This is a genomic window from Burkholderia sp. F1, assembly GCF_050813845.1.
In the GTDB taxonomy this organism is placed as follows: Bacteria; Pseudomonadota; Gammaproteobacteria; order Burkholderiales; family Burkholderiaceae; genus Burkholderia; species Burkholderia ubonensis.
Genome location: NZ_CP172421.1, coordinates 2,107,147 through 2,131,698 on the forward strand (window position 1 = coordinate 2,107,147; position 24,552 = coordinate 2,131,698).

Consider the following 24,552-nt stretch of genomic DNA (forward strand, 5'->3'; position numbering starts at 1 on the left):
CGGCCATGCAGGCGGGTTCGCGCGTATCGTCTTCGAGCCGGCGCATGCCGCCGTCACTTCCACTGATACAGCATGCCCGCCCCGACGACTCGCTGGCTGCCGCTGAAACCGCCATTCAGCGTCGCCTTCAGGTTCTCGGTAATGCGGGCCTGCACGCCGACGGCCATCGCCTTCTGGCCTGCGAACGTCGCGGTGCCGACGCCCATCGCGAAATTCGAGTCGCGATCCATGTGCGGGATCGACGCCATCGCGGCGGTCGCGGCGATCCCCTCCCGCGCCATCGCGTCGGTCTGCTGGATCTGCTGCTGCATCTGGTTGACCTGGTTGCCGAGCGTATTGACCGACGTCGACAGCGCCGTGGATACCGCGTTCAACTGGTTGACGTTGACCGCGTCGGTTCCTTGCGTCCCCGCGGCCACGTTGACGACCTGGCGCGCCGCCTTGTCGGAGCCGACCGCGACGACGCCGGAGCGGCCGCCGTCATCGCTGCCCGTGCCGATCGCCACCGAATGCATGCCCGACGACGTCGCGCCGACGCCCATCGCGGTCGAACCGCTGCCGCTCGCCTGCGAGCCGTTGCCCACGGCCGTGCTGCTGGAGCCCGACGCCACCGCGCCCGGGCCGCCGGCAGACGAATTCGAACCGGTGGGCGATGGCGGCGTGCTGCCGGTGGAAGGCGCGGACGTGAACGATCCGCCGTCGCCGCTCCTCTGCTGGTTGATCAACGTGGTCAGTCTGGTAGTGACGGCATCCAGTTGCGACACGTTGACCGCGTCGGTCCCCGCCCGTCCGGCAGCCAGGCCCGTGATCTGCCGATTGCCGACGTTGACCTCGCCCGCCGACGACTGCGGGCTGCTCAGCCCGTATGCGATGTAGTTGTTCAATGCGCCCACCGTCGTCAGTGATCCGGCGCCGAGCGCGACGCTGTTCGCGAACGTCGCGCTTGCGCCGGCCCCCAGCGCCAACGCATTGATCGCGCTGCCCTGCGCGCCCGACCCGAGCGCCACGCTGCCGGCATTCAGCGCGCGCGCATTCGCGCCCTGCGCGATCGACTGCGCGCCGCCGGCCGCCGCGCCGCTGCCGAGCGCGATCGCATCCGCCTGGGCGGAGCTCGCGCTCTGCCCGATCGCCACGCCGCCGGGCGCCGTCGAATCGACGATCGCGCCGTTCCCGATGCCCACGCCGTTATCGCCGTTCACGACGGTCGTCGGACCGACCGCGACCGATTCCGCGCCCACTGCCAGCGAGTCGGTCCGCGCGGAGTTCGCGTGGAAGTACTTCTGTCCGCTCACCGCGAACGACGACAGCGCGCCGGCCAGTTGCCGCACCGTGACCGCGTCCTGCGCCTGCGTGCCGTCCGCGACGTTGGTCAGCTGCCGATAGGTGTTGCCGCTCGTGCTACCGAACGACACCGCGCCGAGCAAGGTCTGGTCCGACGTGTTGAACGGAATCGCCCGGCTGCCGATCGTCACCGAGCCGACGCCGGACAACACCGCACGATCCGATACCGAACCCGCGCCGATCGCGACGCCGCCGGCGATCGACGCATTCGACTGCGCGCCCAGCGCAACTGCGTTCGCCGACTGCGCCTGCGCGCCGCTGCCGGCCGCGAGGCTGCTCGCGCCGGCCGAAATCGCCAGCGGGCCGATCGCGACGCTGTCAGTGCCCGTCGCCTGGCTGTCGGCCGCGGTGGAGTTCGCATGGAAGTACTTGATGCCCTGCGAGTTGATGCGGTTGATCACGCCGCCGACATTGTTGACCGTGCTCGTCGTGCCGTTCGCGTTGTACGTGGTGTACGACGGCGCGGACACCGCGCCGGTCGCCGGATCGTACGTGGATCCGCCACCCAGCGCGGCGGCCGCGCTGTTGCCGAGGTTATTCGTGGTCGCCGTGACGGTGCTCAGGCCGGTCGACGTGGAGGTCGACAACGATGTAACCGTGCTGATGGTCGAGCTGAGACTGGTCGACAGCGAGCCGATGCCGGTCGACGTCGCCGTGGACAGGGACGCGATCGAACTGTTCGCCGACGACAGGCTGGACGACGTGGAAGTCGACAGCGACGCCACCGTGCTGTTGGTCGAGCTGAGACTGGTCGACAGGGAGCCGATGCCGCTCGAAGTCGATGTCGACAACGACGCAAGCGAGCTGTTGGTCGAGCTCAACCCGGTCGACAGCGATCCAATGGAGCTCGTATTCGTGCTCAATCCCGTCGAAAGCGACGTGATGCTCGTCGACGTCGACGTGGACAGCGCGGTCAGCGCCTGGTTCGTTGCAGCCAGCTGCGAGCCATTGATCGCATCCGTGCTGCCGCCGCTGATTCGACCGGCCGCGACGTTGGTGACCTGACGCTCGCCGTTCGTCGTACCGACGCTCACGACGCTGGCAGGATTGATCCCCGCGAACGGGTATGTCGTGCCGCCGAGCGTCACGTTTGCAGTCGGGTTGGGCGCCGCGGTAACCGAGCCGGAACCCAGCGCCACGTCATTCGCATTGTGCGCGACCGCGCTCGAACCGAACGCGATCGCGCCGTCGGCCGCGGCGGTCGACGCGCTTCCCAGCGCCACCGAACCCAGCCCTTGCGCGAGGTTCGAATTGCCGATGGCCACCGCCCCCGTGCCGTTCGCCGAGTTGCTCGATCCCAGCGCGACGGCCCCCGTTCCGCTCGCGCCGCCCGGATCGCCGATCGCCACTGCGCCATTGCCGTTCGCGGTCTGCCCTTCGCCGAGCGCCACCGCGCCGGTTCCGCCCAGCACCTGCGAGTTGTGGCCGCCGGCGATGGCGCCCGTGCCCGCCGCCGCGGCCACCGTGCTGCTGTCGCCGAATGCGACGGTCGATGCGGCGAGCGCGGCCGAGCTCAAGCCCAATGCCGCACTCCCGTATCCCCCGGCCTTTGCGTTGATGCCTACGGCTGTCGAATTGTCGGCGGAAGCCGTGGCGCCCGCACCCAGCGCCGTCGCGGAAATACCGCTCGACTTCGCCAGATTGCCGAGCGCGATGCCGAAGAGCCGCGACGAAGTTGCCTGCGTGCCGAACGCGATTGCACTCTCGCCCGTGGCGAGCGCCGCGTTGCCGAGCGCCGCCGCATTCTGCATGTTCGCCGTGCTGTTATATCCGAGCGCCAGCGCCTGAGCGCCCGAAGCCAGCGTTCCGGAACCTGGCGTGCCGGAAACGCCGCCCGTGCCGATCGCCACCGCGCCGCTGCCGGACGCCCCGCTGTTCACGCCGATTGCCACCCCCGACGGCCCGTCGACGCGCGCGCCGGAGCCCAATGCGATGCCGGCGTCCGCGCCCGCGTTCGTGATCGCACGATAGCCGATCGCGATCGAATAGCCGGCCGCGGCTGTCGATTGCGTGCCCAACGCGGTGGCGTGATCGCCGGACGCAATCGCCACGGCGCCCAGTGCAGTCGCAAGCCCGCCTGTCGCGAGTGCGCTATTTCCCAGCGCCGTCGTGGATTGGCCGGTCGCGGTCGCTCCGCTGCCCATCGCAATGGCCCCCACATTGCTCGCAGTGGCCTGGTTGCCTATCGCCGCCGAATAGGTTCCGGAGGCAGTCGACGAAATCCCGACTGCGGTATCTCCGATGCCAACCGCGACGGATCCGCTGCCGGCGTTGTATTGCGCATGCGCATCCGGAACGGCAAGGCCCAGCCCGACAAGCATCATCGCCGCAGCGGCGTCTTTCACGCGCTGGTCCCGAAGCCCCGCGTCTCCCCCGGCTTTACCCTTGCCGCGCACCCTGCTGGTTTCCGACGCAGCCACAAAGGCACCCAATGCCTTGTTCCATACGGTTCGATAGATCCTGTTCATCATTCCCCTCGTGACGAATAACCGCAAATGAAATATGGATAACTAACTTTGTTGCGACCGCTTCAACGTGCTTCCGGATCGTGCGTGCGACTTCACCGCGTCACGAAGCAAACGGCCGGCACAACGCGGCCGCCTGCGCTCCACCACGCATCCGGCAAACGTTTGCAAAAAAGGCCGGCCAGAGCGTCGCGTGACGGCCGGAAACGGCCTCTCCTACATCACTCGCCGCGATGAACGAGCGCGTACGAAGCCGCCCCGGGCGTCAGGACGTCCGAAACAGATATTCAGAAACCGGCGAATTTGACACGGCACCCGTGGCGGCCCACCTGCTTCGGTCGCCACCGGGCAATTGCTCAGGGAGGATCGTGGCGTCGGGCGACGCCTGCGACGGCAAGCTGCCTGATTGAATGGTCATTCCGATGAGTCTCCGGCTCGATCGGCCCTCGATCCGTTTCTGTGGCGCTCGGATTGCTCATGATTCCTGTGCCTTTTCCCGTAGAGTGTTTGCGCGAGACGTTTCGGTATTTCTTATAGGATTTAGAACAAGCTCATAAATCACTCGTCGACCAGAGAAATTCTGGGGAGCCGCGTCATATTTGTCCATCAAGCCCCACGACTCGCTGTCCCATTTTTATCCATTTAACATCCCAAAATCCGCAGCGCCGCAAGTCCGGCGGCGCACCGCATCCACTCCCTAAGAGTCTCGCCCGTTTCCCGTACGAGCTTTCACTCCACCGTAACGTTCAACGACGTGGCGACAACAAACGACGAATCCATTGCTTCGCTATTGCTAACAATGGATCCGTCTTCATTTAATTTTTATGCCGCATGCACGATTGCTTATTGAATAAAAGCAGTCAAATCACTGTCAGAAAATGAATGAACCGGAACGACCTCGCCCTCATCCTCGGGCCGTCACCACTGGTATCCGCCGCTGACCACGGCGCCGTACGTTCCTCGCGTGTTGGTCGACACGGCAGCCTTGTAGACCCAGCGGTTGGTCCCCGTGACGTGCGATACCCCGAGCGCCTGTCCCGACTGGCCGCGGTACACGCTGCCCGCGACGGCCACCATGCTCATCCCGGGCTGCGTCGGCTGCGGCAGGCCGGCCACCGCCATCGCCGACGCCACGCCGCCGTCGGAATCGCGGCGAATCGAGTCGATCCGGTTGTTGACGCTCTGGATCTGGCCGTCGGTGTAGCTGTTTGCCTGGCTCACGCCCTGGCTCACCGTATCGTTCAACTGCTGGACGTTCACGCCATCGGTCGGTGCGGTCCCTGCGGCGACGTTGATCAGTTGCCGCGGCTGAGTCGCGCTGCCGATCGACACCACGTTGCTGCGGCCCTGGTCCGTCGAATTCGCGCCCAGCGCGACGGAATTCGTTCCGCTTGCCATCGCATGCGCGCCCAATGCCGTACTGTTGTTGCCCGACGCGGTCGCGCCACTGCCGGTCGCGACGCTGTTCGTACCGGATGCCGTCGACCCGGCGCCCACCGCGACGCTGTTGGCTCCGCTCGCCGTGCCGGCCGTCGCCTGGATCGAGCCTGTCAGCGATGCCACCTGCTGATTCACCGCCGACAGGCCGGTCGACAGCGACCCGACCTTCTGGCTCATCGACGACAGGCCGGTCGACAATGTGTCCACCTGCCTGGCGACCGCATACAGCTGACTGCCGTTGATGGCGTCCGTGCTGCTGCCGGATACCTGGCCGGCAGCCACGTTCGTGATCTGCCGCTCGCTCCCCGCCGCCCCGACGCTGACCACGCTCGCCGGATTCGCGCCGGCGAATCCGGCGAGCGTCGTATTGCCGACCGTCGCGCGCGACACGGGATTCGCTGCCGCGGTCACCGAGCCGGCGCCGAGCGCCACATCGCCCGCGTTGGTGGCCGTGGTGCCCTCGCCGAGCGCAACCGAGTTGAAGCCGCTTGCATTCGACGTCCAGCCCACCGCCACGCCGTTCTGGCCATTGGCCGTCGCATTCTGGCCCAATGCCACGGAGCCGGAGACCGTGGCCTGCGCACCGGTGCCGATCGCGATCACGCCCTCCCCGCTGGCCGTCGCCTGCCCGCCGATCGCGATCGTGTTCTGCCCCGACGCCCGCGCCTGCGCGCCAAGCGCAGTCGCATTGCCGCCATTCGCAACCGAAGCGCCGCCCAACGACACGGCGTTCGCACCGGTCGCAACGGAATTGCTGCCGACCGACGTGGCATTCCTGCCGGTCGCCGATACCGTGTCGCCGATCGACAGCGCCGCGCCGCCACTGGCCGTCGACACCAGGCCGTACGCCTGGTTCTGGCTCGTGCCGTCGGCACCGGTCGATACGCCCGCCGATCCACCCGTACTGGCCGGCGGCGCCGATGCAGCGCCGCCGAGCGTGACGGTCGTGGTCGGCGTCTCGCTGCCGAAGGCAAAGTTGTCGGCATGCGCCTGCGCCATCGGCAACAGCATCAGCGCCGCCAGCACGGCCAGCGAGGACTTCGAACGACGCGGCAGCAGCCCGTGCCGCCCCTTCGCATGCGTTCTCCCCGCCGGAACCTCGGCCCCCATCCGTCGATTCCCGACGAGCCGATCACGGTTTTCGTTCATCTATTCCTCTTCTCGATTGTTCAGTGACTGACAGACCACACGCCCAGATGCGACACGACGCGCGCTCGACGACTGCCGTTCGCCGGCTTTCGGCCCTCGGATACCAGCTCTTGGCGATACAGCCCGCGCAACGTCGAAGCGCATTGTGGTCAGCGCCGTCCATGCACGCCTTTTCCGGAGTGCCCAAACCTTTTGCTCGAGAGGAAATTTTTGAGATTCCGCAGATCAATGCGATCTGATATTCTGCGCGGCGGCCGGCGATACCGTGTCGCGCGTCGTCACCGGGGTGCCGCATGCGCCGCTGCAGCGCAGCGATTCGGGCCAGGCAGAACAATCGTGAGAAGTCGGAAAATCAGACCGGTCGTATAGAACGCGAATTGACACAGCGACCGAAACACCATCGAAAGCTCGATGCCGGATCGCAACCCGCAACGCCTGCACGAATCCACCATGCTGCCCCGACCCTCCGCACTTGCCGACGCGCACATTCTTGTCGTCGACGACCAGCCGGACCAGCTTCACCTGTTGATCAACATCCTGCGCCATGCCGGCTGCCGGATCAGCGTTGCGTTCGATGGATCACAGGCGTATCAGCGGGCGCTGGCGATCTCGCCCGACCTGATCCTGATGGACGTCCGGATGCCGCGCATGGATGGCTTTGCGGCCTGCCGGCTGCTTGCCGAAACGCCCGGCACCTGCGCGATTCCGATCATTTTCCTGACGGTGGCCGGCGACCTCCACGAGCGCCTCGAGGGGCTGGAGATCGGCGGCGTCGACTACGTGCTGAAGCCATTCGAGCCTGCCGAGGTCCTCGCGCGGATTCGCGTCCACCTCGGCCGCGCGAAAGGCGGCCGGCATGCCGAAGCCGATCCGACTGCCTCCGATCCCACCGGCAACAACGCCATCGTTCGCGCGGCCATTCGACATCTTTCGCAAAGACTGAGCGACCCGCCCACGGTCGAACAGCTCGCCCGCCTGGTCGGCACCCATGAAAAGCGGCTGTCGCGCGCGTTCCGGGACAACCTCGGCCAGACCGTATTCGAGTATCTGCGCAACGAACGCCTGCGCATTGCTCAAGGCCTGCTGGGCAGCACGCCGTTGAGCATCGCCCGGATTGCCGAAGAAATAGGCTTTTCGAGCGCCGCGAATTTCGCCACGGCGTTTCGCGAGCGATTTGGCGTCACGCCGTCGACCTACCGGGACGAATGTCGCTTGCAGGAGCCGGCCGGCATCCTGGAGCCCGATCTTGATCTCGGGTAACGCCGCGACGACGACCGTCATGGGGCGCCAGTTGTTCTTGCTGTTCCTGTTCCTGTGTCTGTGCGGGTGGGCGTCGTGCGCCTTTGCCGTGCTGCCCGATGCGTCCGCCCAACCGATCCCGCCGCGTCCGTCGCCGGACCGGATTCAGGTATTCGAAGACGTTTCGGGCCGGATGCGGCTGGACGACATACTCGCGCTGCCGACCGAACGCCCGGGCGGGTTTCGTTCCGTCCGGCAGGACGGATTGAAGCCCGGCTTCTCGCGTTCGGCGTGGTGGCTGCGCGTGACAGTGACCAACCGCAGCTCGACGGAATCGTCGCTCGTCCTCGCACTCATGGAACCGCGCCTCGTGCACGTGGACTTCCATATCGAAAAGGACGGCCGTTGGACGCCTGACGGCATCGATTCCACCGCGGCGCCGGCAGCGCGGCCATCGGTATCCCGCAATCCATTGGCGCGATTCACCCTCGGTCCCGGCGAGCAGGCCGTCCTCCTGATTCGCGCGACAGGCGACACTGCGCTCTCGCTCGAGCCGAAGCTGTATGCGTCGGCGGAGTACGACGCGCTCGAGAAGCGTGCGGCGCTTTGGGGCGGCGGCCTGATCGGCGGCGTCCTGGCGCTCGGATGGTGCGCGTTGCTGATCGCCTGTTTCTCGCGAAGCGTCTCGTTCCTCGTGCTCGCGGCCGTCTGTTTCATGACGGCATTGTATGAAGCCGCCGTGCGCGGCTATACGAAAGTCTATCTATGGCCGCACGCAATCGAATGGAGCGCCCGCAGCGTTTCGGTGTTCGGCTGCGTCAGCGTGCTGCTGTTCATCGTCTTCATCCTGCGTATCGCCCACGGCGAGCGAACCATGCTCCCCGCGCGCCGCGTGCTGTTCGGCTTCGCGGTACTGGAGTGCGCCACGGCGGCAGGCGCCGCGTTCGGGAACCTGTCCGTTTTCGCGCAGGTCAGCCTGGCCGTCAACGGGGTGTTCGGCATTGTCGAAGTGGGCGTTGCCGCCGTGCTCTCGCGTCAGGCAACGCCTACTGCGCGAATCATGCTGATCACGGTGGGCTTCGGGTTGTTCAACTTTGCGTTGCACCTGGTCGAGACGCTCGGATTCCTGCCGGCCGGCCTTGCATGGCTGAATGCCGACATCCGTCCGAACCCTGTCATCGCCGTCATTGGATTGGCCAACCATCTCGTCGTGCTCGCCGCATGGATCAACCATGTCGGCAAACAGCGGCAGGACGCGCGGACGGAACTGGCCGACTGGCAACGCAGCGAGCACGAACGGCTGCGGCACGAGGTTGCGCAGCGCACGGCGGCATTGAACGCGGCATTGCTCGACGCGGAAGAGAAAAACCAGCAGAAGATCGAAACACTGGGCTATGTCAGTCATGACCTTCGTGCGCCGCTTGCGACGATTGCCGGCTACGCCGGACTGCTGCTGGACGCGGCCGATTCAAAGCAGGCGAACCTGATCCGCGCGATCGAGCGCAGCGTGAGCTATCAACTCGGCCTGATCGACGAGCTGATCGGGTATGCGAAAGCCGAGCTGCAGCCGCTGGACATCGCCCCGGCGCCAACGGACCTGCTCGCGCTGCTGAACGACATCGCCGAATACGCGATCGCACTCTGTGCGCAACTGAACAACCGGTTCCACTATCAGGCGCTGACATCATTGCCGCGCCGGGTGGCGATCGATGGCCGCCGGCTGCAGCAGGTGCTGCTCAACCTGCTGTCCAACGCGTCCAAATTCACCCGTGACGGCGTCGTCATGATGACCGTGCGAGCGCGCCGGCAGGACGGCCGCTGGTTGATCGGATTCGAAGTCGCGGATACCGGCATCGGGATCGGCATCGAGCAACAGTCGAGCCTTTTTTCGGCCTTTCGCCAGATGCAGTCGATGAACGGCACCACGGGCCTCGGGCTGTTCATTGCGCAGCGCATCGTCACCACGATGGGCGGCGACCTGCGCGTGTCGAGCGCGCCTGCTCGCGGCACCTCGTTTTCGTTCGAGATCGTCGTTGCAACTGCGGAGGCTGCCGCTGCGGCGTCATCGAACGTCATCCCCTATTCGTCCTTCGGTTCCGCCGACATGCGCTTGCGACGCGATCGCCCGCCGGCGATTGCGGTTCCGCCCGAAAGCGACCGCCGGGAACTGGCGGTTCTCGCGAAAGACGGACGCCTGACCGACATCGAGCGATGGATCGACAGCACGAGCCGTGTTCACCCCGCGGCCACGGCGTTTCTGACCGAGGTCCGGCTCAGTCTCGACGCACTGGATTTCTCGGGCATCGAAGCGCTCGCGCTGGCGCCTCACGATCGGCCGGTACATTGAAAAACCCAAGAATTCCGTAAATGAGCGCGAGCGTATACTCGCAGTTTGCGCGGGGCCGTTCACAGAGCCCGTTTTGCAAGATTGAAATGGCGCGAAGAAATTAGGCAAGTCGCGACTACCGCGTTTCTCCGTTATTAATGGAGAGTGCGGCCCCGCCCTCTGGATACAACAAAAAGCCCGCCGGGTTGCAAACCGGGCGGGCCTCTTGGGTACAACTGGGTACATCAGGTCGGGTACATCGGGCAGACCTTTACGCCTGCCCCTGGCTCGCGAGGAAATCCTCGTAGTTGCCGCCGAAGTCGGTCAGCGTGCCATGCGTGGTCACTTCGATGATCCGGTTCGCGAGGCCGCTGACGAATTCACGGTCATGCGACACGAAGATCAGCGTGCCTTCGAACTTCTCGAGCGCGATCTGCAGCGACTCGATCGATTCCATGTCCATGTGGTTGGTCGGCTCGTCCATCAGCAGCACGTTGTGGCGGCCGAGCATCAGCTTGCCCCAGATCATGCGGCCCTTCTCGCCGCCCGACAGCACCTTCACCGACTTCTTGATGTCGTCCGCCGAGAACAGCAGGCGGCCGAGCGTGCCGCGCACCATCGTCTCGTCGTCGCCGTCCTTGCGGTACTGGTCGATCCAGTCCATCAGCGTGACGTCGTTCGGGAACTCTTCGTACGTGTCCTGCGGCATGTAGCCGACGTTCGCGTTCTCGGCCCACTTCACCGTGCCGTGCTCGAGCGTCAGGTTGCCGAGCAGCGAACGCAACAGCGTCGTCTTGCCCGCGCCGTTCTCGCCGATGATCGCGATCCGCTCGCCCGGCTGCACCGACAGGTTGAAGTTCTGGAAGATCGTGCGCTCGTACTTCTTCGTGATCTCGTCCGCGACGACCGCGACGTTGTGCAGCTTCTTCTCGTACTCGAAGCGGATGAACGGGTTCTGGCGCGACGACGGCTTGAATTCCTCGATCTTGATCTTGTCGATCTGCTTCGCACGGCTCGTCGCCTGGCGGGCCTTCGACTTGTTCGCCGAGAAGCGGCGCACGAAGTCCTGCAGCTCGGCCACGCGCTCCTTCGCGCGCGCGTTCGCGGCAGCCTGGCGCTCGCGAGCCTGCGCGGACGCGAGCATGTAGTCGTCATAGTTGCCCGGCCAGACCTTCAGCGTGCCGTAGTCCATGTCGGCCATGTGCGTGCACACCGAGTTCAGGAAGTGACGATCGTGCGAGATGATGATCATCGTCGAGTTGTACTCGTTGAGCGTGTCTTCGAGCCAACGGATCGAGTTGATGTCGAGGTTGTTGGTCGGTTCGTCGAGCAGCAGCACGTCCGGCTTCGAGAACAGCGCCTGAGCGAGCAGCACGCGCAGCTTCCAGCCCGGCGCGACATCGCTCATCGTCCCGGCGTGGAACTTCTCGTCGATGCCGATGCCGAGCAGCAGCGCGCCCGCGCGCGCCTCGGCGTCGTAGCCGCCGTACTCGGCGAACTTGGCCTCGAGCTCGGCCGCGTGCATGTAGTCGTCGTCGGTCGCGTCCGGGTTCGCGTAGATCGCGTCGCGTTCGGTCATCGCGGCCCACATCTCGGTGTGGCCCATCATCACGACGTCGAGCACGCGCACGTCCTCGTATGCGAACTGGTCCTGGCGCAGCTTGCCGAGGCGGACGTTCGGCTCGAGCGCGACGTTGCCGCCGCTCGCGTCGAGGTCGCCGCCGAGGATCTTCATGAACGTCGACTTGCCGCAGCCGTTCGCGCCGATCAGGCCATAGCGATTGCCCTCGCCGAATTTGACCGAGATGTTCTCGAACAGGGGCTTCGGCCCGAATTGCATCGTGATATTGGCAGTAGAAAGCACGGCAGATCCCGTTAGGAGGTAATCGACGGAAAACCGGGTATTTTAGCAGGAGTCGGTGAATCGCTGGGTCACACCGAGTTCGGCTGCCGGATAAACGGGGGCGTATCGCAATTTCCGCGGGGGGCGGCAGCCGGCGTCGAAGGCATCCCGACCGCCGTGCGCTCCCGTCATTTGCCGACCTTCGCCGATACCTTCGTCGGCGTCTTCAACTGCGCGAACAGTTCGCTGCACGGCACGTCCTTGTTGTTGCTCGGCGCGATCAGCGGGATCAGCGCGGCCAGCGGGTTGATCAGCCCGAGGCCGACCATCGCGCCGGCGCGCAGCGCGAGCGCGCCCGCATCGACGCCGACGTCCGGATTCCTGAACGTGCCCTTCACGTACAGCGGCGAGCGCAGCGAGAAAATCCGGAAGCCCTTCGTGTGCGGGTGGACCTTCAGGTCCAGCGACTCGTCGCGCAGGCTGATCGGACCGTCGACATTGATCAGCGCGTCGTCGGTGTCGAGCGCGAACACCTTCGTGTCGAGCACGCCGTTGGTCGCCTGGAAATCGACCGCCGCACAGTTGATCTTCACGTCGCGATTGCCGAACATCTTCTCGTAGACGACGTTCGCGACATTCAATCCGGCCGCTTCCATCAGCAACCGGCTGATCGCGCCGTTGGTCACGATCGCCTTCACCTCGCCGTTCGACGTCGCGGCGAGCGCGGCCGGCGAGTTGCCGGTCGCGGACAACGACGCATCGCCGTTGATCTCGCCGAGCGCCGACTGCATCACCTTCTGCGTCGGGAACAGCTGCTTGAGCTTCAGGTGCCGCGCGGCGACCGTGAAGCGGCCCTTGAGCGGCGCGCTGCTGCCGTCGAGATGCGCGGTCGTCGCGAGCGAGCCCCCCGCGACGCCGAACTTCAGCGGCTCGAACGACAGCACGCCGTCCTGCATCACGACATGCGTGTACAGGTCGGTGATCGGCAGGTCCGTGCTCTTGATCAGCTTGCGGCCGGTGAACTTGACGTCCGCATCGAGCGCGCGCCAGCGGTCGGTGCGGAACGCCTCGACCGGCAGCACGCGGCCCGCCGGCTGGCGCGTCGTGTCGCCGCGCTGCGCCTTGCTCGCGGCGGTGTCCGCGCCGATCACCGGCGCGAGATCGGAGAAGCGCAACAGGTTCGACACCAGCTCGCCCGACAGCTGCGGACGCGGCTCGCGTTGCGCATAGGCGAGCGTGCCGCCCAAGTCGCTGCCGCCGACCCGGCCGTTGAAGTTCTCGTAGCGGAACGTGCTCGCGTGCGACTTGAAATTGCCGATCAGGCGCCCTTCGGTCGCATACGGCGGCGTGTCCGGCAGCGTGATGCCGGTCAGCGCATACAGGTGCGACATCGTCGTGCCCTGCAGCCACAGGCGCAGGTCGAGCGCGGCCAGCTGGCGCGGATCGGTCAGCGTGCCGACGATCGCGAGGCGCGTGTCGCCCGCCTTCACGTCGGCCTGCAGCGGGAACGGCCGCGACGCGTCCTCGAGCGCGAGCACGCCGCCAAGCTTGCCGGTGCCGCTGATCGGCACGTCCTTGTAGCGGCCGTTGACCTTCACGCCGAATGCGTACGCGGGGCCGGCCGCCCTGGCGCTCGCACCGGAAGCCGACGCGGCCGACGATGCCTGCGTCGCGGACGAAGCAGCCGGCGCGGAGGACACGGCCGCCGCGCTCGCCGCCTGCGCAGCAGACGCGCCCGGCGCCGCCTCGGCGCTCGCCTTCGCGCTCAACTGCGCAGCGCCATGCTTGCCGACGCGCTGCGCCGACGCCGCACGCGACGTTTCCTCCTGCTCCTTCATCACGTCACCGAGCGGAATCGGCTGGCCGAGCGTGTCGATCGCGATCGTCAGGTCGGCCTTCGTGATCGCGTCGCGATACGCGACCATGCCCTTCGCGAAGCCGAAGCTGTCGAGCCGCACCTTCCACGGCGACGGCTGGTTCGACTGCTTGAACTGGAAGGTCCACGTATTGCGGCCGTCGGCGAGCCGTTCGAGATCCACCGCGGGATTGACGACGTCGATCGACGGGATGACGATTTCATGCGCAAGCAGCGGCAGGATCGCGAGATCGAAGTGCGCGGCGTCGAGCGTGACGAACTTCGGCGCCTTCGCCCAGTCGGGGTTGCCGATTTCGATCCGTGTCGCGGAGAGGCTCGGCCACGGCACCCACGCGCGCCAGCCGGTTTCGCCGTCGGGGCGGCGCCAGTCGACCTTGAGGTCGCCGTTGATCGCGAATGGGCGGCCGAGCGCCGCACTCGCCTGTTCGTTGACCCACGGTTTCACGTGGTTCCAGTCGAACGTGAAGACAAACACGCCGGCCGCCGCGATCACGACCGCGACGATGCCGACGATCCATGCAGCCGATTTGCCGATGGCTCGGGTAAGCGTCATGGCGGTTCCGTTGTTGTTCTCGATGCCTGTCGCGCCATGCCGGGCCGCTTGCGTGTTGCGTGGACAAACGGCGCACGACACCCGCGCGAGCTTTTCGCTGGGTATTATGACGCACGCTTCCGCGCCGCTTCGGCGCATTAACGCTTTTTTTCATTTGTGACATGACAGCCACCGGCCTCATCGACGCGCGGGGTGTGACCCGGCGGGACGCCAAGAGCGGCAAGACCCTGCTTGCCCCTACCGACTTCAGCCTGCCAGCAGGGATGCGCGTTGCGGTCACCGGCCCATCGGGGTCGGGAAAGAGCGTGCTGCTGCGTGCGCTCGCGCTGCTCGATCCGCTCGACGGCGGCCGCGTGCTGTGGCGCGGCAAGCCGATCCGCCGCAGTGCGATTCCGCGCTATCGGCGCAGCGTCGCGTATCTGCGCCAGCGTCCCGCGCAGACGGACGGCACGGTCGAATCGCAACTGCGCTATCCGTATTCGCTCGCGGTCTATCGCGACGTGGCGTTCGATCGCGCGCGTGCAGAACAGCTCGCCGCGCGCGCGGGCCGCGGCGCCGACTTCCTCGACAAGCGCGCGAGCGAGCTGTCGGGTGGCGAGGCGCAGATCGCGGCGCTGCTGCGCGTGCTGCAGCTCGATCCCGACGTGCTGCTGCTCGACGAGCCGACCTCCGCGCTCGACCCGGACTCGACGCGCGCGATCGAGGCGCTCGTCGGCGCGTGGTTCGACGCGGCGCCCGACGCACGCGCCTACATGTGGATCTCGCACGATCCCGCGCAGGCCGCGCGGATCGGCACGTTGCGGGTGACGATGCAGGCGGGCGTGCTGAGCGCCGCGCAAGCCGCGGAGGTCCAACGATGAATTCGGTCCTGCAGGATCTGAGCCTCGTCGACGTCGGCATCGCGGCGGCGCTCGTTGCGGTCAACGGCGCGATCTCGGCCGCGCTGTCGCTCGGGCTCGGCCGCAAGCTCGCGCTCGCCGCGGTGCGCACCGTCGTGCAGCTGCTCGCGATCGGCTATGTGCTCGGCTGGGTGTTCGGCCACGCGCACTGGTACGTCGTACTGCCGCTCACCGCGCTGATGACGCTGATCGCCGGCTTCGCGGGCGCCGGCCGCGGCAAGCGCACCTATCGCGGGCAGCGCGTCGACAGCATCCTGTCGATCTGGGCCAGCAGCTGGATCGTCGCCGCGATCGGCCTGTTCGTCGTGATCCGCATTCATCCGTGGTACGCGCCGCAGTATGCGATCCCGATCCTCGGGATGATCCTCGGCAACACGCTGACCGGCGTGTCGCTCGGCGTCGAGCGGATGACCGAGGAGCTCACCGCGCGCCGCGACCGCGTGGAAACGGCGCTCGCGCTCGGCGCGACGCGCTGGGAAGCCGCGCAGGACGCAGCACGCCAGGCCGTGCGCGCCGGCATGCTGCCGACGCTCAACCAGATGGCCGTCGTCGGCGTCGTCAGCCTGCCGGGCATGATGACCGGCCAGGTGCTGGCCGGCCAGTCGCCGCTGCAGGCCGTGCGCTATCAGATCGTGATCATGTTCCTGATCGCCGCGGCTTCCGCGCTCGGCACGGTCGGCGCGGTGCTGCTGACCTATCGGCGGCTGTTCTCCGCCGATCATCGCTTCCTCGCCGCGCGGCTCGAAGAACGCGCGCATTGACACGCATCGGCGCGCAGCGCCGGCCCGCCTCGCCCGGGAAGCGTGCCGCTAACGCGCGCGCCGCTTGCCGAGCGCCTGCCGCAGCGCGTCGAGCACGTCGGCGTCGGGCGCCAGCCCGTCGACCGACGCGACGAGCCGCACCGCGCGCGGCGTCGTCACGTAGGCCTGCGCGCCGACATAGCCGCCGCTGCCGGCCGAGCGCGTCGTCACGACGAGCGCCTGCGGCGCCCGCGCACCGAGGTCGGCCGTGAACGCGTCGGCGATCGTGCCGTCGCGCGGATGCAGCACGCCTGTCACGTAGTCGTCGGTGTCGAAGCCGGGCGCGGCGTGCGCGGTCGAATACACGCGCACCGCGTAGCTGCCGGTCGAGCACGGCTCGAGCGCGCCGCTCGACACGACGGCCGTCTGTTGCCGCGACGGCAACGCGACCTTCTTCACGAAGCTGCAGTCGTCGGCCGCATGCGCCGGCGCGGCGACGAGCGCAGCGGCGGCGAGCAGCGCGCGCATTCGGTCCTTCATCGGGATTCCAATCGGAGACTGTGGGTAATGCCGGGGAGGATAACGTGACGTCCGCGTGACGTCACGCCGGCGGTCACCGGCGCAGCGTCGCGTGACCGTTTCGTGTCACGCCGCGCTGCGCCCGCGCACCGTTCAGCGCTTGATCGACACCGCCACCTTCGTGCCGTCGCTCATCGTGACGGTTTTCGATCCGCCGTTGGACGAGATCGTCAGCCACTTCACCTGGCTCACCGACACGACGTTCGGGCACAGCAGCGACTTGCCGCCGACCGTCACGCTGCGCGTGCCTTTCGGCGCGGCTGCCTGGAAGCTCATCTGCACGTTCGCCATCCCCTTCGCGTCGATCGACGGCGCGAGCCGGACCTGCGTCTGCCGGACCATCGCGCCATTCGCATCGCGCGGCATGTTGGCGGAATTCGGGCATTCGTCCGGCATCGCGACCGCGCCGTCGGGTGGCACCGATTTCCAGTTGAAGTCGTCCGTCTCGCCCGAGCGGATCTTGCGCGTCTCCTGCGTGTTGCCGAACGTCTTCGAATCGACCTTGACGGTGTACTCGAGCTGCCCGGTACCGCCGCCCTTCAGGCTGCCCTTGACCGGCGGCGCCGCGAACACGCTGGCGCTGACGCACGCCGCCGCGATCGCGACCGACACACTGCGTTGGCTCATGCTGACCTCCTTGTTTTGCGGCGCTGGCGCGCGCCGCGCGGTTTTCGATGCATGATGCGCTGCCAGTCTACCGCCAAGCGGCCCGTCATGCGCCACGATCGCATCGGGTGTTACCCCGCTTGCGTTCGCCGCGCGTGCCGTGCGTCCGATGCCGCGCTCAGAAGCCGCTCAGCACCAGCTTGCCGATCGCGCGCCCCGCCTCCAGCAGCCGATGCGCGCGCCGCACGTTGTCCGCGTTGATCGCGCCCAGGTGCTCGCCCAGCGTCGTGCGCAGCACGCCGTCGTCGACGAGCCGCGCGACCTCGGTCAGCAGCTTGTGCTGCTCGATCATGTCCGGTGTCTCGAACATCGCGCGCGTGAACATGAATTCCCAGTGAAACGCGGCGCTCTTCGCCTTCAGCAGCTCGACCGGAATCGGCTTCGCATTCTCGACGATCGTGCAGATGCCGCCCTGCGGCCGGACCACCTCGGCCGCCGCCGGGAAGTGCCGGTCGGTGTCGTTGAAGATCAGCACGTAGTCGACCTGCGGGTAGCCCGCGTCGCGCAGCTGCGCGGGCAGGTCGCCGAAGTGGTCGACGGCCTGGTCGGCGCCGAGCGCGCGCACCCACTGCACCGATTCTGGCCGCGACGCGGTCGCGATCACGCGCAGCTTGCCGAGCGTCTTCGCGAGCTGGATCGCGATCGAGCCGACCCCGCCCGCGCCGCCGATGATCAGCACCGACTTGCCCGCGTCCGCGCCCTGCGGCGACACGCGCAGCCGGTCGAACAGCGCTTCCCACGCGGTCAGCGCGGTGAGCGGCAGCGCGGCGGCCGCCGCGAAGTCGAGCGTGCGCGGCTTCAGCGCGGCGATGCGCTCGTCGACCGCGTGGTATTCGCTGTTCGCGCCCGGCCGCGTGATGCTGCCCGCGTAGAACACCTCGTCGCCCGGCCGGAACAGCGTCACGTCCGCGCCGACCGCGACGACCGTGCCGGCGGCGTCCCAGCCGAGCACGCGCGGCGCGGCTTCGACTTGCGGCTTCGGCGCGCGCACCTTGGTGTCGACCGGGTTCACGGAAATCGCCTCGACCTTCACGAGCAGGTCGCGCGGGCCCGGCACGGGCTGCGGCAGCTCGACGTCGAGCAACGCCTGCGGATCGTCGATCGGCAGGTAACGGGTCAGTCCAACGGCTTTCATCATGCGGCTCCTTGCAGGGGGGCGATCGGGCCGCGACGGCGGCCCTGTGACACCGCATCGTAGGCCGCGCGATCCTTCGCGAAAACCGCTATATTTCCTGAAACATTTTCTTGATTTTCCGAAGAATGAATTCCGACCCGACATCGGCCCCGACGTCAACCCCGATTCCCGGCCCCGACAAGCCGCTCGACCTGCTCGACGTCGGCCTGTTCGTGCGCGCGGCGCTGCTCGCGAACGTGACCGCCGCCGGCCGCGAATTCGGCGTGTCCGCCGCGGTCGCGAGTGCGCGCATCGCGCAGCTCGAACGCCAGCTCGGCGCCCGCCTGCTGCATCGCACCACGCGCCGCATCAGCCTCACGCAGGACGGCGAGGTCTTCATGGCGCGCGCCGAGGCGCTGCTCGCCGCCGCCGACGCCGCGCGCGCGTCGGTCGGCCACGGCCGCACCGAGCCATACGGGCGCCTGAAGGTGTCGATGTCGTCGTCGTTCGGCCGCCAGCACGTCGCGCCGGTGATCCCTTCCTTCCTGCGCCGCTACCCGTCGGTGTCGCTCGACCTGCGGCTGTCCGACGAGATCGTCGACCTGGTCGACGAAGGCATCGACGTCGCGATCCGGCTCGGCGCGCTGAAGGATTCGACGCTGGTCGCGCGCAAGCTCGCCGCGAACCGCCGCGTCGTGTGCTGCTCGCCCGCCTATCTTGCCGAGCACGGCGCGCCGCGCCATCCGGCCGATCTCGCGCAGCACGAATGCGTGATCCTCGGCGACCAGCGCGACTGGTCGTTCGTCACGCCGCAGGGACCGCTCACGGTGCGCGTCGGCGGCCGGCTCGTCGCGAGCAACGGCGAGGCGATCCGCGAAGCGCTCGTCGATGGTTTCGGAATCGCGATCAAGTCGACCTGGGACGTCGCGCCCCAATTGGCGCGCGGCGCGCTCGTCACCGTGCTCGACGACTATCCGCTCGCCGACGAGGTCGCGATCTGGGCTGTCTACCCGAGCCGCGCGCACGTGCCGCTGAAGACGCTCGCGTTCATTGCGTTTCTCGCCGGGCATTTCGGCGATCCGCCTTACTGGGATCGGGCGGATGCGCGATAGGCGGCGCGCGGGGCCGGTGCGTGCCGGCTCCGGGCGCGCGCGTGAATGAGCGCTACGGTCCGCTAGCGATCGCCGCGCGCCGCCGTCCGGCACCCGGGCCGCACCGACCGGCTACAATATTGCGTTTGCGGCGCAGCCGCCCGCCGCCGGCATCCGGCGGCCCGGCCAGGCGTCCGCAGGTGGCCACGGTCGCCCACGCATTCCATTCGCATTCCAACCCATCCGTCATGATTCAGAATCTCGTCATCCAGAGCGTCGCGCCGTTGTCGGACGCGCATCACAAACCGTTGCTCGCGCTGGCGCGCGGCGCCCGCGTCGTGCAGGTCGACGAGCACGCGCTGCGCATCGAGGACGCCAATCCGGCGCAGCGGCCCGACATCGACGTGTACTGCGGCACACACGCGCTCGACTTCGCGTTTGTCGACGCCGGCCGCACGCTGCGCGACTTCGGGCTCGTCGTGATGGACATGGATTCGACGCTGATCACGATCGAGTGCATCGACGAGATCGCGGATTTCTGCGGCTTGAAGGCGGAGGTGGCGGCGATCACCGAGGCGTCGATGCGCGGCGAGATCCGCGATTTCGACGAAAGCCTGACGCGCCGCGTCGCGCTGCTCGCCGGCCTCGACGCGCAGGCGCTCGAGCGCGTGTACGACGAGCGGCTGCGACTGTCGCCGGGCGCGGAAACGATGCTCGCCGGCGCGAAGGCCGCCGGCCTGAAGACGCTGCTCGTGTCGGGCGGCTTCACGTTCTTCACCGAACGCCTGAAGACGCGGCTCGGCCTCGACTTCGCGCACGCGAACACGCTCGAGATCGTCGACGGCAAGCTGACCGGCAAAGTGATCGGCGAGATCGTCAACGCCGACGTGAAGGCGCGCATGCTGCGCGACACGTGCGCGGCGCTCGGCATCGCGCCGAGCCGCGCGATCGCGATGGGCGACGGCTCGAACGACCTGAAGATGATGGCGGAAGCCGGCCTGTCGGTCGCATTCCACGCGAAGCCGATCGTACGCGACGCGGCAACGGTCGCGTTCGATCACGTCGGCCTCGACGGCCTGCTGCGCCTGTTCTGAAACGCAAATGCCGGCGCGACCTCGGGTCACGCCGGCCTATAGCCTGTCCGGCCTGCCCGGGCGCCGCTCAGCCGAGCGTCGCCTGCATCGCGCGCTCGATGTCCGCGCGCAGGTCGGCTTCGTCCTCGAGGCCGACGTAGAAGCGCACCAGCGTGCCGCGATGCGGCCACTCCGGCCGCATCGACGCGACGTCGTACGGCATCGCGAGGCTGCACGCGCCGCCCCAGCTCCAGCCGATTGCGAACAGCTCCAGCGCCTCGACGAAGCGGTCGACCTGCGCCGCGCTGTAGCGCGCGTCGAAGATCACCGAGAACAGGCCGCCTGCCGCCGGAGCGCCGGTCGCCGTGAAATCGCGAACGAACGACGCATGGCCCGGACAATCCGGCAGTTGCGGATGCAGCACGGCCGCGATCTCGGGCCGCGCCTTCAGCCAGTGCGCGAGCGCGAGCGCGCTCTTGCTGTGCGCGTCGAAGCGCGCCCGCATGCTCGGCAGGCTGCGCAGCACGAGCGAGCAGTCGTCGACCGACACGCCGATCCCGCAGCGCATCCGCGCGAGCTTCAGATGCGCGTGCAGCGCCGCGTCCGCGGTGATCGTCGCCCCCATCAGCAGGTCGCTGCCGCCCGACTGGTACTTGGTCAGCGCCTGCACCGAGATGTCGACGCCGTGCTCGAACGGCTTGAACGCGAGCCCCGCCGAATACGTGTTGTCGATCGCGGTGACGACGCCGCGCTGCTTCGCGACCGCCGTGATCGCCCGGACGTCCGGCACTTCCATCGTCACCGAGCCGGGCGCCTCGAGCCAGATCAGGCGCGTGTTCGGCCGGATCAGGTCCGCAATGCCGGCGCCGACGAGCGGATCATAGAAACGCGCGGTGATGCCGAAATCCTTGGCGAGCCAGTTGCCGAAATCGGCGTTCGGGCCGTAGACGTTGTGCGGGATCAGCACGTCGTCGCCCGCCTTCACCAGGCCGAAGTAGACGTTCATGATCGACGCGAGACCCGACGGCTGCAGCAGCGCATGCGTGCCGCCCTCGATCTCCGCGAGCCGTTGCGCGAGCGCGAGCGAGGTCGGCGTCGCGTGCAGGCCGTAGCGCCACTGGCTGTCCTGGCGCCAGTCGAGGTTGCGCATCGTCGCGAGGTCGGGAAACACGACCGTCGACGCGCGCGCGACCGGCGCGACGAACGAACGGAAGCCTTCCGGAATCACGTCGTCGGGTTGAACGATGCGGGTTTGCAGCGCGCGCTTGGAAGTGGATGCAGTCATGGCGATGAGGCCGGGAGAAAGCCGAACGGTTGCTAAACGGACCGCCAGCATAGTCAAAACGGCCGCGTTTGGCCCGGTACAATGCGCGCCGCGCACACCGAGCCAGCGCGGGACTCAGTCGTCGGCGCGCAGGTCGACGACGCCGCCGACCGTCTCGATCTCCTGCACGCGGCCATCGCGCACCTGCAGCGCCGCGCGCGACCCGCGCGCCGGCCGCAGCACGACCGGCTGCGGATCCGATTCATCCGAGTTCATCCGGTCCGCCTTCAGGCCCCCCGACGCATCGAAGCGGCCGATCCACACGCCGGTGATGTTCGTGCCGTCGTTCGATTCCTCGATTTCGAGCGTATCGCCGTCGCGGTCGCCGGCCAGCAGGATCACTTCGCCCGTGTCGGCGAACTGGTACTCGCCGTGCACGCCCTCTTCGTTCTCCTTCGGACCGAGGCGCACGACGATCGGCCGGCCGCCGAGCGTGCCTTCGTAGCGCGGCAGGCGGGCAAACTCGGGATTCGGCTTGAGCGGCCGCGCGGGGGCGGTGTCGTCCTGTTGCGGGTCCTGCTGCGCGTCCGGCGCGATGACGTGCGCCGCGAATGCATGCGGCGTCGCAATGCCCGCCGCCAGCGCGCATGCGATGACGAGTGCCCGTTGCCATCCCGAATATCGACCCACCTTGTGTTGCTCCTTGCTCTCAGATCCGCTCGAAAATCGCGGCGATGCCCTGCCCGCCGCCGATACACATCGTCACGAGCGCGTAACGGCCGCCGATGCGCTGCAGCTCGTACAACGCCTTCACGGCAATCAGCGCGCCCGTCGCGCCGATCGGGTGACCGAGCGAAATGCCCGACCCGTTCGGATTCACCTTCGCCGGGTCCAGCCCCAGCTCCTTCGTCACCGCGCACGCCTGCGCGGCAAATGCCTCGTTTGCCTCGATCACGTCGAGATCCGCGACCGTCAGCCCTGCGCGCTCGAGCACCTTGCGCGTCGCCGGCACCGGGCCGATTCCCATGTACGCGGGATCGACGCCTGCGTGCGCATACGCGACGAGGCGCGCGAGCGGCCGCGCGCCGCGCTTCTCGGCCACGCCGCGCTCCATCAGCAGCACCGCGGCGGCCGCATCGTTGATGCCCGACGCATTGCCGGCCGTCACCGTGCCGTTTTCCTTGACGAACACCGGACGCAGCTTCGTGAAGTCATCGGCGCGCGCGTCGTGCCGCACGTGCTCGTCGCGGTCGAACATGACCGGCGTGCCCTTCTTCGAGCCGATCAGCTCGACCGGCAGGATCTGGTCCTTGAAGTAGCCGGCCTGCGCCGCATGCGACGCGCGCCGGTGCGATTCGAGCGCCAGCGCGTCCTGCTCGTCGCGCGAGATCCCGTACTTCGCCGCGACGTTCTCCGCCGTCACGCCCATGTGGATCGCCTGGAACGGATCGTTCAGCGCGCCGACCATCATGTCGACGACGCGCATGTCCCCCATCCGCTGGCCGAACCGCGCGGCCTGCATCGAATACGGCGCGCGGCTCATGTTTTCCGCGCCGCCGGCGATCGCGATGTCCGCATCGCCGAGCAGCACACCCTGCGCGGCCGACACGATCGCCTGCAGGCCCGAGCCGCACAGCCGGTTGACGGTGAGCGCGCTCGCGTGCTGCGCGACGCCGCCGTTGATCGCGGCGACCCGCGCGAGGTACATGTCCTTCGGCTCGGTATGCACGACGTTGCCGAACACCACGTGGTCGACCTCGTCGCCCGACACCTGCGCGCGCTGCAGCACTTCGCGCACGACCTTCGCGCCCAGCTCGGTCGGCGGGAATTCCTTCAGGCTGCCGCCGAAATCGCCGATCGCGGTCCGCACGCCGCTCACCACCACCACTTCACGCTGCATGTTGCCTCCTCATCCCCTGTCCGAATGAAAAAACCACGTGGCCCGGCCGACGTGCGGCATGCGCATCAGCCCTGCATCAAGCGTTCCACCGCGTCCCGCCGCGGAATCGGCGCGACCGCGCCGTAGCCCGTCGTCGACAGCGCCGCCGCCGCGTTCGCGTAGCGCGCCGCCGTGAACGGATCGTCGCCCGCGACGATCCGCGCGACGAACGCGCCGCCGAAGCAGTCGCCCGCGCCCGTCGCGTCGATCGCCTCGACCGTGAAGCCCGGCACGACGCGTCGTTCGTGCGGCGTCGCGACATACGCGCCGTCCTTGCCGAGCTTCAGCGCGACGACCTGCGGCCCGAGCTCGAGCATCGCGTCGACGATCGCATCGCGGTCGTCCGCGCCCGTGATCGCCGTGACATCTTCCCAGCTCGGCAGGCAGATGTCCGTCTGGCGCAGCGCTTCGCGCATCACCGCGCGGGCGCGCGGCAGCGGCCACAGCTTCAGGCGCAGGTTCGTGTCGAAGCTGACCTTCGCGCCGTGCTCGCGCGCATGCTCGATCGCCGCGAACGCGGCGTCGCACGCGGCCGAGCCGATCGCAAGGCTGATGCCCGACAGGTGCACCGCCTTCGCGGCGGCGAGCGCGTCGAGCGGCAGGTCGCCGGTCGCGTAGCGGCTCGCGGCCGAGCCGGCGCGCAGGTAGTCGAACTGATGGCCGTTCGGGCCGTGCGTGACGAAGTACACGCCGGTCGGCGCGGCGCGGTCCACGCGCACGTACGTCGTGTCGACGCCTTCACTGCGCCACAGGTCGTTCAGCAGCCGGCCGAACGGGTCGTCGCCGACCGCCGACACGAAGCCCGCCGACGCGCCCTGGCGCGCGGCCGCGATGCAGAAGTTCGACGTGTCGCCGCCGAAGCCCTGCAGGAATTCGGGACGGCCCGGCTGCGACTGGTTGAATTCGACCATCGCCTCGCCGAGCGCGAGGATCTCCGGAAACGGCGCCGCCATCG

At 67.9% G+C, this 24,552-nt stretch carries 17 protein-coding genes; 6 read left to right on the top strand and 11 right to left on the bottom strand.

All coding sequences use genetic code 11. The annotated features are described in order from the left end of the window. Window positions 1–53: 53 nt before the first annotated feature. Both ACFIMZ_RS10005 and ACFIMZ_RS10010 read right to left on the bottom strand, forming a co-directional pair. The gene (locus tag ACFIMZ_RS10005; RefSeq protein WP_431819370.1) at window positions 54–3,809 is read right to left on the bottom strand and encodes a YadA-like family protein; all 3,756 of its coding nucleotides are present in this window, start codon (window positions 3,807–3,809) and stop codon (window positions 54–56) included. A gap of 915 nt (window positions 3,810–4,724) precedes the next feature. Further along, on the bottom strand, window positions 4,725–6,395 hold the full coding sequence (locus ACFIMZ_RS10010) for a YadA family autotransporter adhesin (RefSeq protein ID WP_431819371.1): 1,671 nt from the start codon (window positions 6,393–6,395) through the stop codon (window positions 4,725–4,727). Window positions 6,396–6,845: 450 nt separating this feature from the next. Here ACFIMZ_RS10010 and ACFIMZ_RS10015 point away from each other — a divergent pair, with 450 nt between their 5' ends. Further along, entirely contained in the window at window positions 6,846–7,655 is an 810-nt protein-coding gene (locus tag ACFIMZ_RS10015; protein ID WP_431822472.1) for a response regulator transcription factor, read from the top strand. Further along, window positions 7,642–9,981: a sensor histidine kinase gene (locus tag ACFIMZ_RS10020; RefSeq protein ID WP_431819372.1), complete on the top strand. Its 2,340-nt coding sequence runs from the start codon at window positions 7,642–7,644 to the stop codon at window positions 9,979–9,981. The genes ACFIMZ_RS10015 and ACFIMZ_RS10020 overlap by 14 nt, the downstream gene beginning before the upstream one ends. Before the next feature lie 250 nt (window positions 9,982–10,231). Here ACFIMZ_RS10020 and ACFIMZ_RS10025 read toward each other — a convergent pair whose 3' ends face one another. Beyond that, window positions 10,232–11,824, bottom strand: coding sequence for an ABC-F family ATPase (locus ACFIMZ_RS10025; protein ID WP_431819373.1), 1,593 nt, complete (start codon window positions 11,822–11,824; stop codon window positions 10,232–10,234). Window positions 11,825–11,991: 167 nt separating this feature from the next. Then, a complete protein-coding gene (locus ACFIMZ_RS10030; RefSeq protein WP_431819374.1) occupies window positions 11,992–14,232 on the bottom strand; it encodes an AsmA family protein in 2,241 nt (746 codons plus the stop codon). Between the two features lie 161 nt (window positions 14,233–14,393). Between ACFIMZ_RS10030 and ACFIMZ_RS10035 the strand changes: the two genes are divergently transcribed. After that, entirely contained in the window at window positions 14,394–15,092 is a 699-nt protein-coding gene (locus tag ACFIMZ_RS10035; protein WP_431819375.1) for an ABC transporter ATP-binding protein, read from the top strand. Further along, entirely contained in the window at window positions 15,089–15,892 is an 804-nt protein-coding gene (locus ACFIMZ_RS10040) for an ABC transporter permease (RefSeq protein WP_431819376.1), read from the top strand. The genes ACFIMZ_RS10035 and ACFIMZ_RS10040 overlap by 4 nt, the downstream gene beginning before the upstream one ends. 48 nt (window positions 15,893–15,940) lie before the next feature. Here ACFIMZ_RS10040 and ACFIMZ_RS10045 read toward each other — a convergent pair whose 3' ends face one another. The 3 genes from ACFIMZ_RS10045 to ACFIMZ_RS10055 all read right to left on the bottom strand — a co-directional run bounded on the left by ACFIMZ_RS10045 (window position 15,941) and on the right by ACFIMZ_RS10055 (window position 18,251). After that, window positions 15,941–16,411 carry a PliI family lysozyme inhibitor of I-type lysozyme gene (locus ACFIMZ_RS10045; RefSeq protein ID WP_431819377.1) on the bottom strand — a complete coding sequence of 157 codons (471 nt, stop codon included), beginning with the start codon at window positions 16,409–16,411 and terminating at the stop codon, window positions 15,941–15,943. 132 nt (window positions 16,412–16,543) lie between these two features. Next, a complete protein-coding gene (locus ACFIMZ_RS10050) occupies window positions 16,544–17,077 on the bottom strand; it encodes a DUF6013 family protein (protein WP_431819378.1) in 534 nt (177 codons plus the stop codon). Window positions 17,078–17,234: 157 nt separating this feature from the next. After that, window positions 17,235–18,251, bottom strand: coding sequence for a zinc-binding alcohol dehydrogenase family protein (locus ACFIMZ_RS10055; protein ID WP_431822473.1), 1,017 nt, complete (start codon window positions 18,249–18,251; stop codon window positions 17,235–17,237). Between the two features lie 125 nt (window positions 18,252–18,376). On the opposite strand from ACFIMZ_RS10055, the gene ACFIMZ_RS10060 reads away from it, so the two are divergent. Together ACFIMZ_RS10060 and serB are read left to right on the top strand one after the other, a co-directional pair. Next, window positions 18,377–19,342: a LysR family transcriptional regulator gene (locus ACFIMZ_RS10060; RefSeq protein WP_431819379.1), complete on the top strand. Its 966-nt coding sequence runs from the start codon at window positions 18,377–18,379 to the stop codon at window positions 19,340–19,342. A 227-nt stretch (window positions 19,343–19,569) separates the two neighbouring features. After that, complete coding sequence (gene serB, locus ACFIMZ_RS10065) at window positions 19,570–20,415, top strand: phosphoserine phosphatase SerB (RefSeq protein ID WP_431819380.1); 846 nt, start codon at window positions 19,570–19,572, stop codon at window positions 20,413–20,415. 67 nt (window positions 20,416–20,482) lie between these two features. On the opposite strand, the gene ACFIMZ_RS10070 is transcribed toward serB, so the two are convergent. From ACFIMZ_RS10070 to ACFIMZ_RS10085, 4 genes are all read right to left on the bottom strand, one after another. Further along, entirely contained in the window at window positions 20,483–21,679 is a 1,197-nt protein-coding gene (locus ACFIMZ_RS10070; RefSeq protein ID WP_431819381.1) for a cystathionine beta-lyase, read from the bottom strand. Between the two features lie 114 nt (window positions 21,680–21,793). Then, complete coding sequence (locus tag ACFIMZ_RS10075; protein ID WP_431819382.1) at window positions 21,794–22,348, bottom strand: hypothetical protein; 555 nt, start codon at window positions 22,346–22,348, stop codon at window positions 21,794–21,796. 19 nt (window positions 22,349–22,367) lie between these two features. Next, window positions 22,368–23,558, bottom strand: coding sequence for a beta-ketothiolase BktB (gene bktB / locus ACFIMZ_RS10080; protein ID WP_431819383.1), 1,191 nt, complete (start codon window positions 23,556–23,558; stop codon window positions 22,368–22,370). A 65-nt stretch (window positions 23,559–23,623) separates the two neighbouring features. After that, window positions 23,624–24,550, bottom strand: coding sequence for a sugar kinase (locus ACFIMZ_RS10085; RefSeq protein WP_431819384.1), 927 nt, complete (start codon window positions 24,548–24,550; stop codon window positions 23,624–23,626). Window positions 24,551–24,552: the final 2 nt, after the last annotated feature.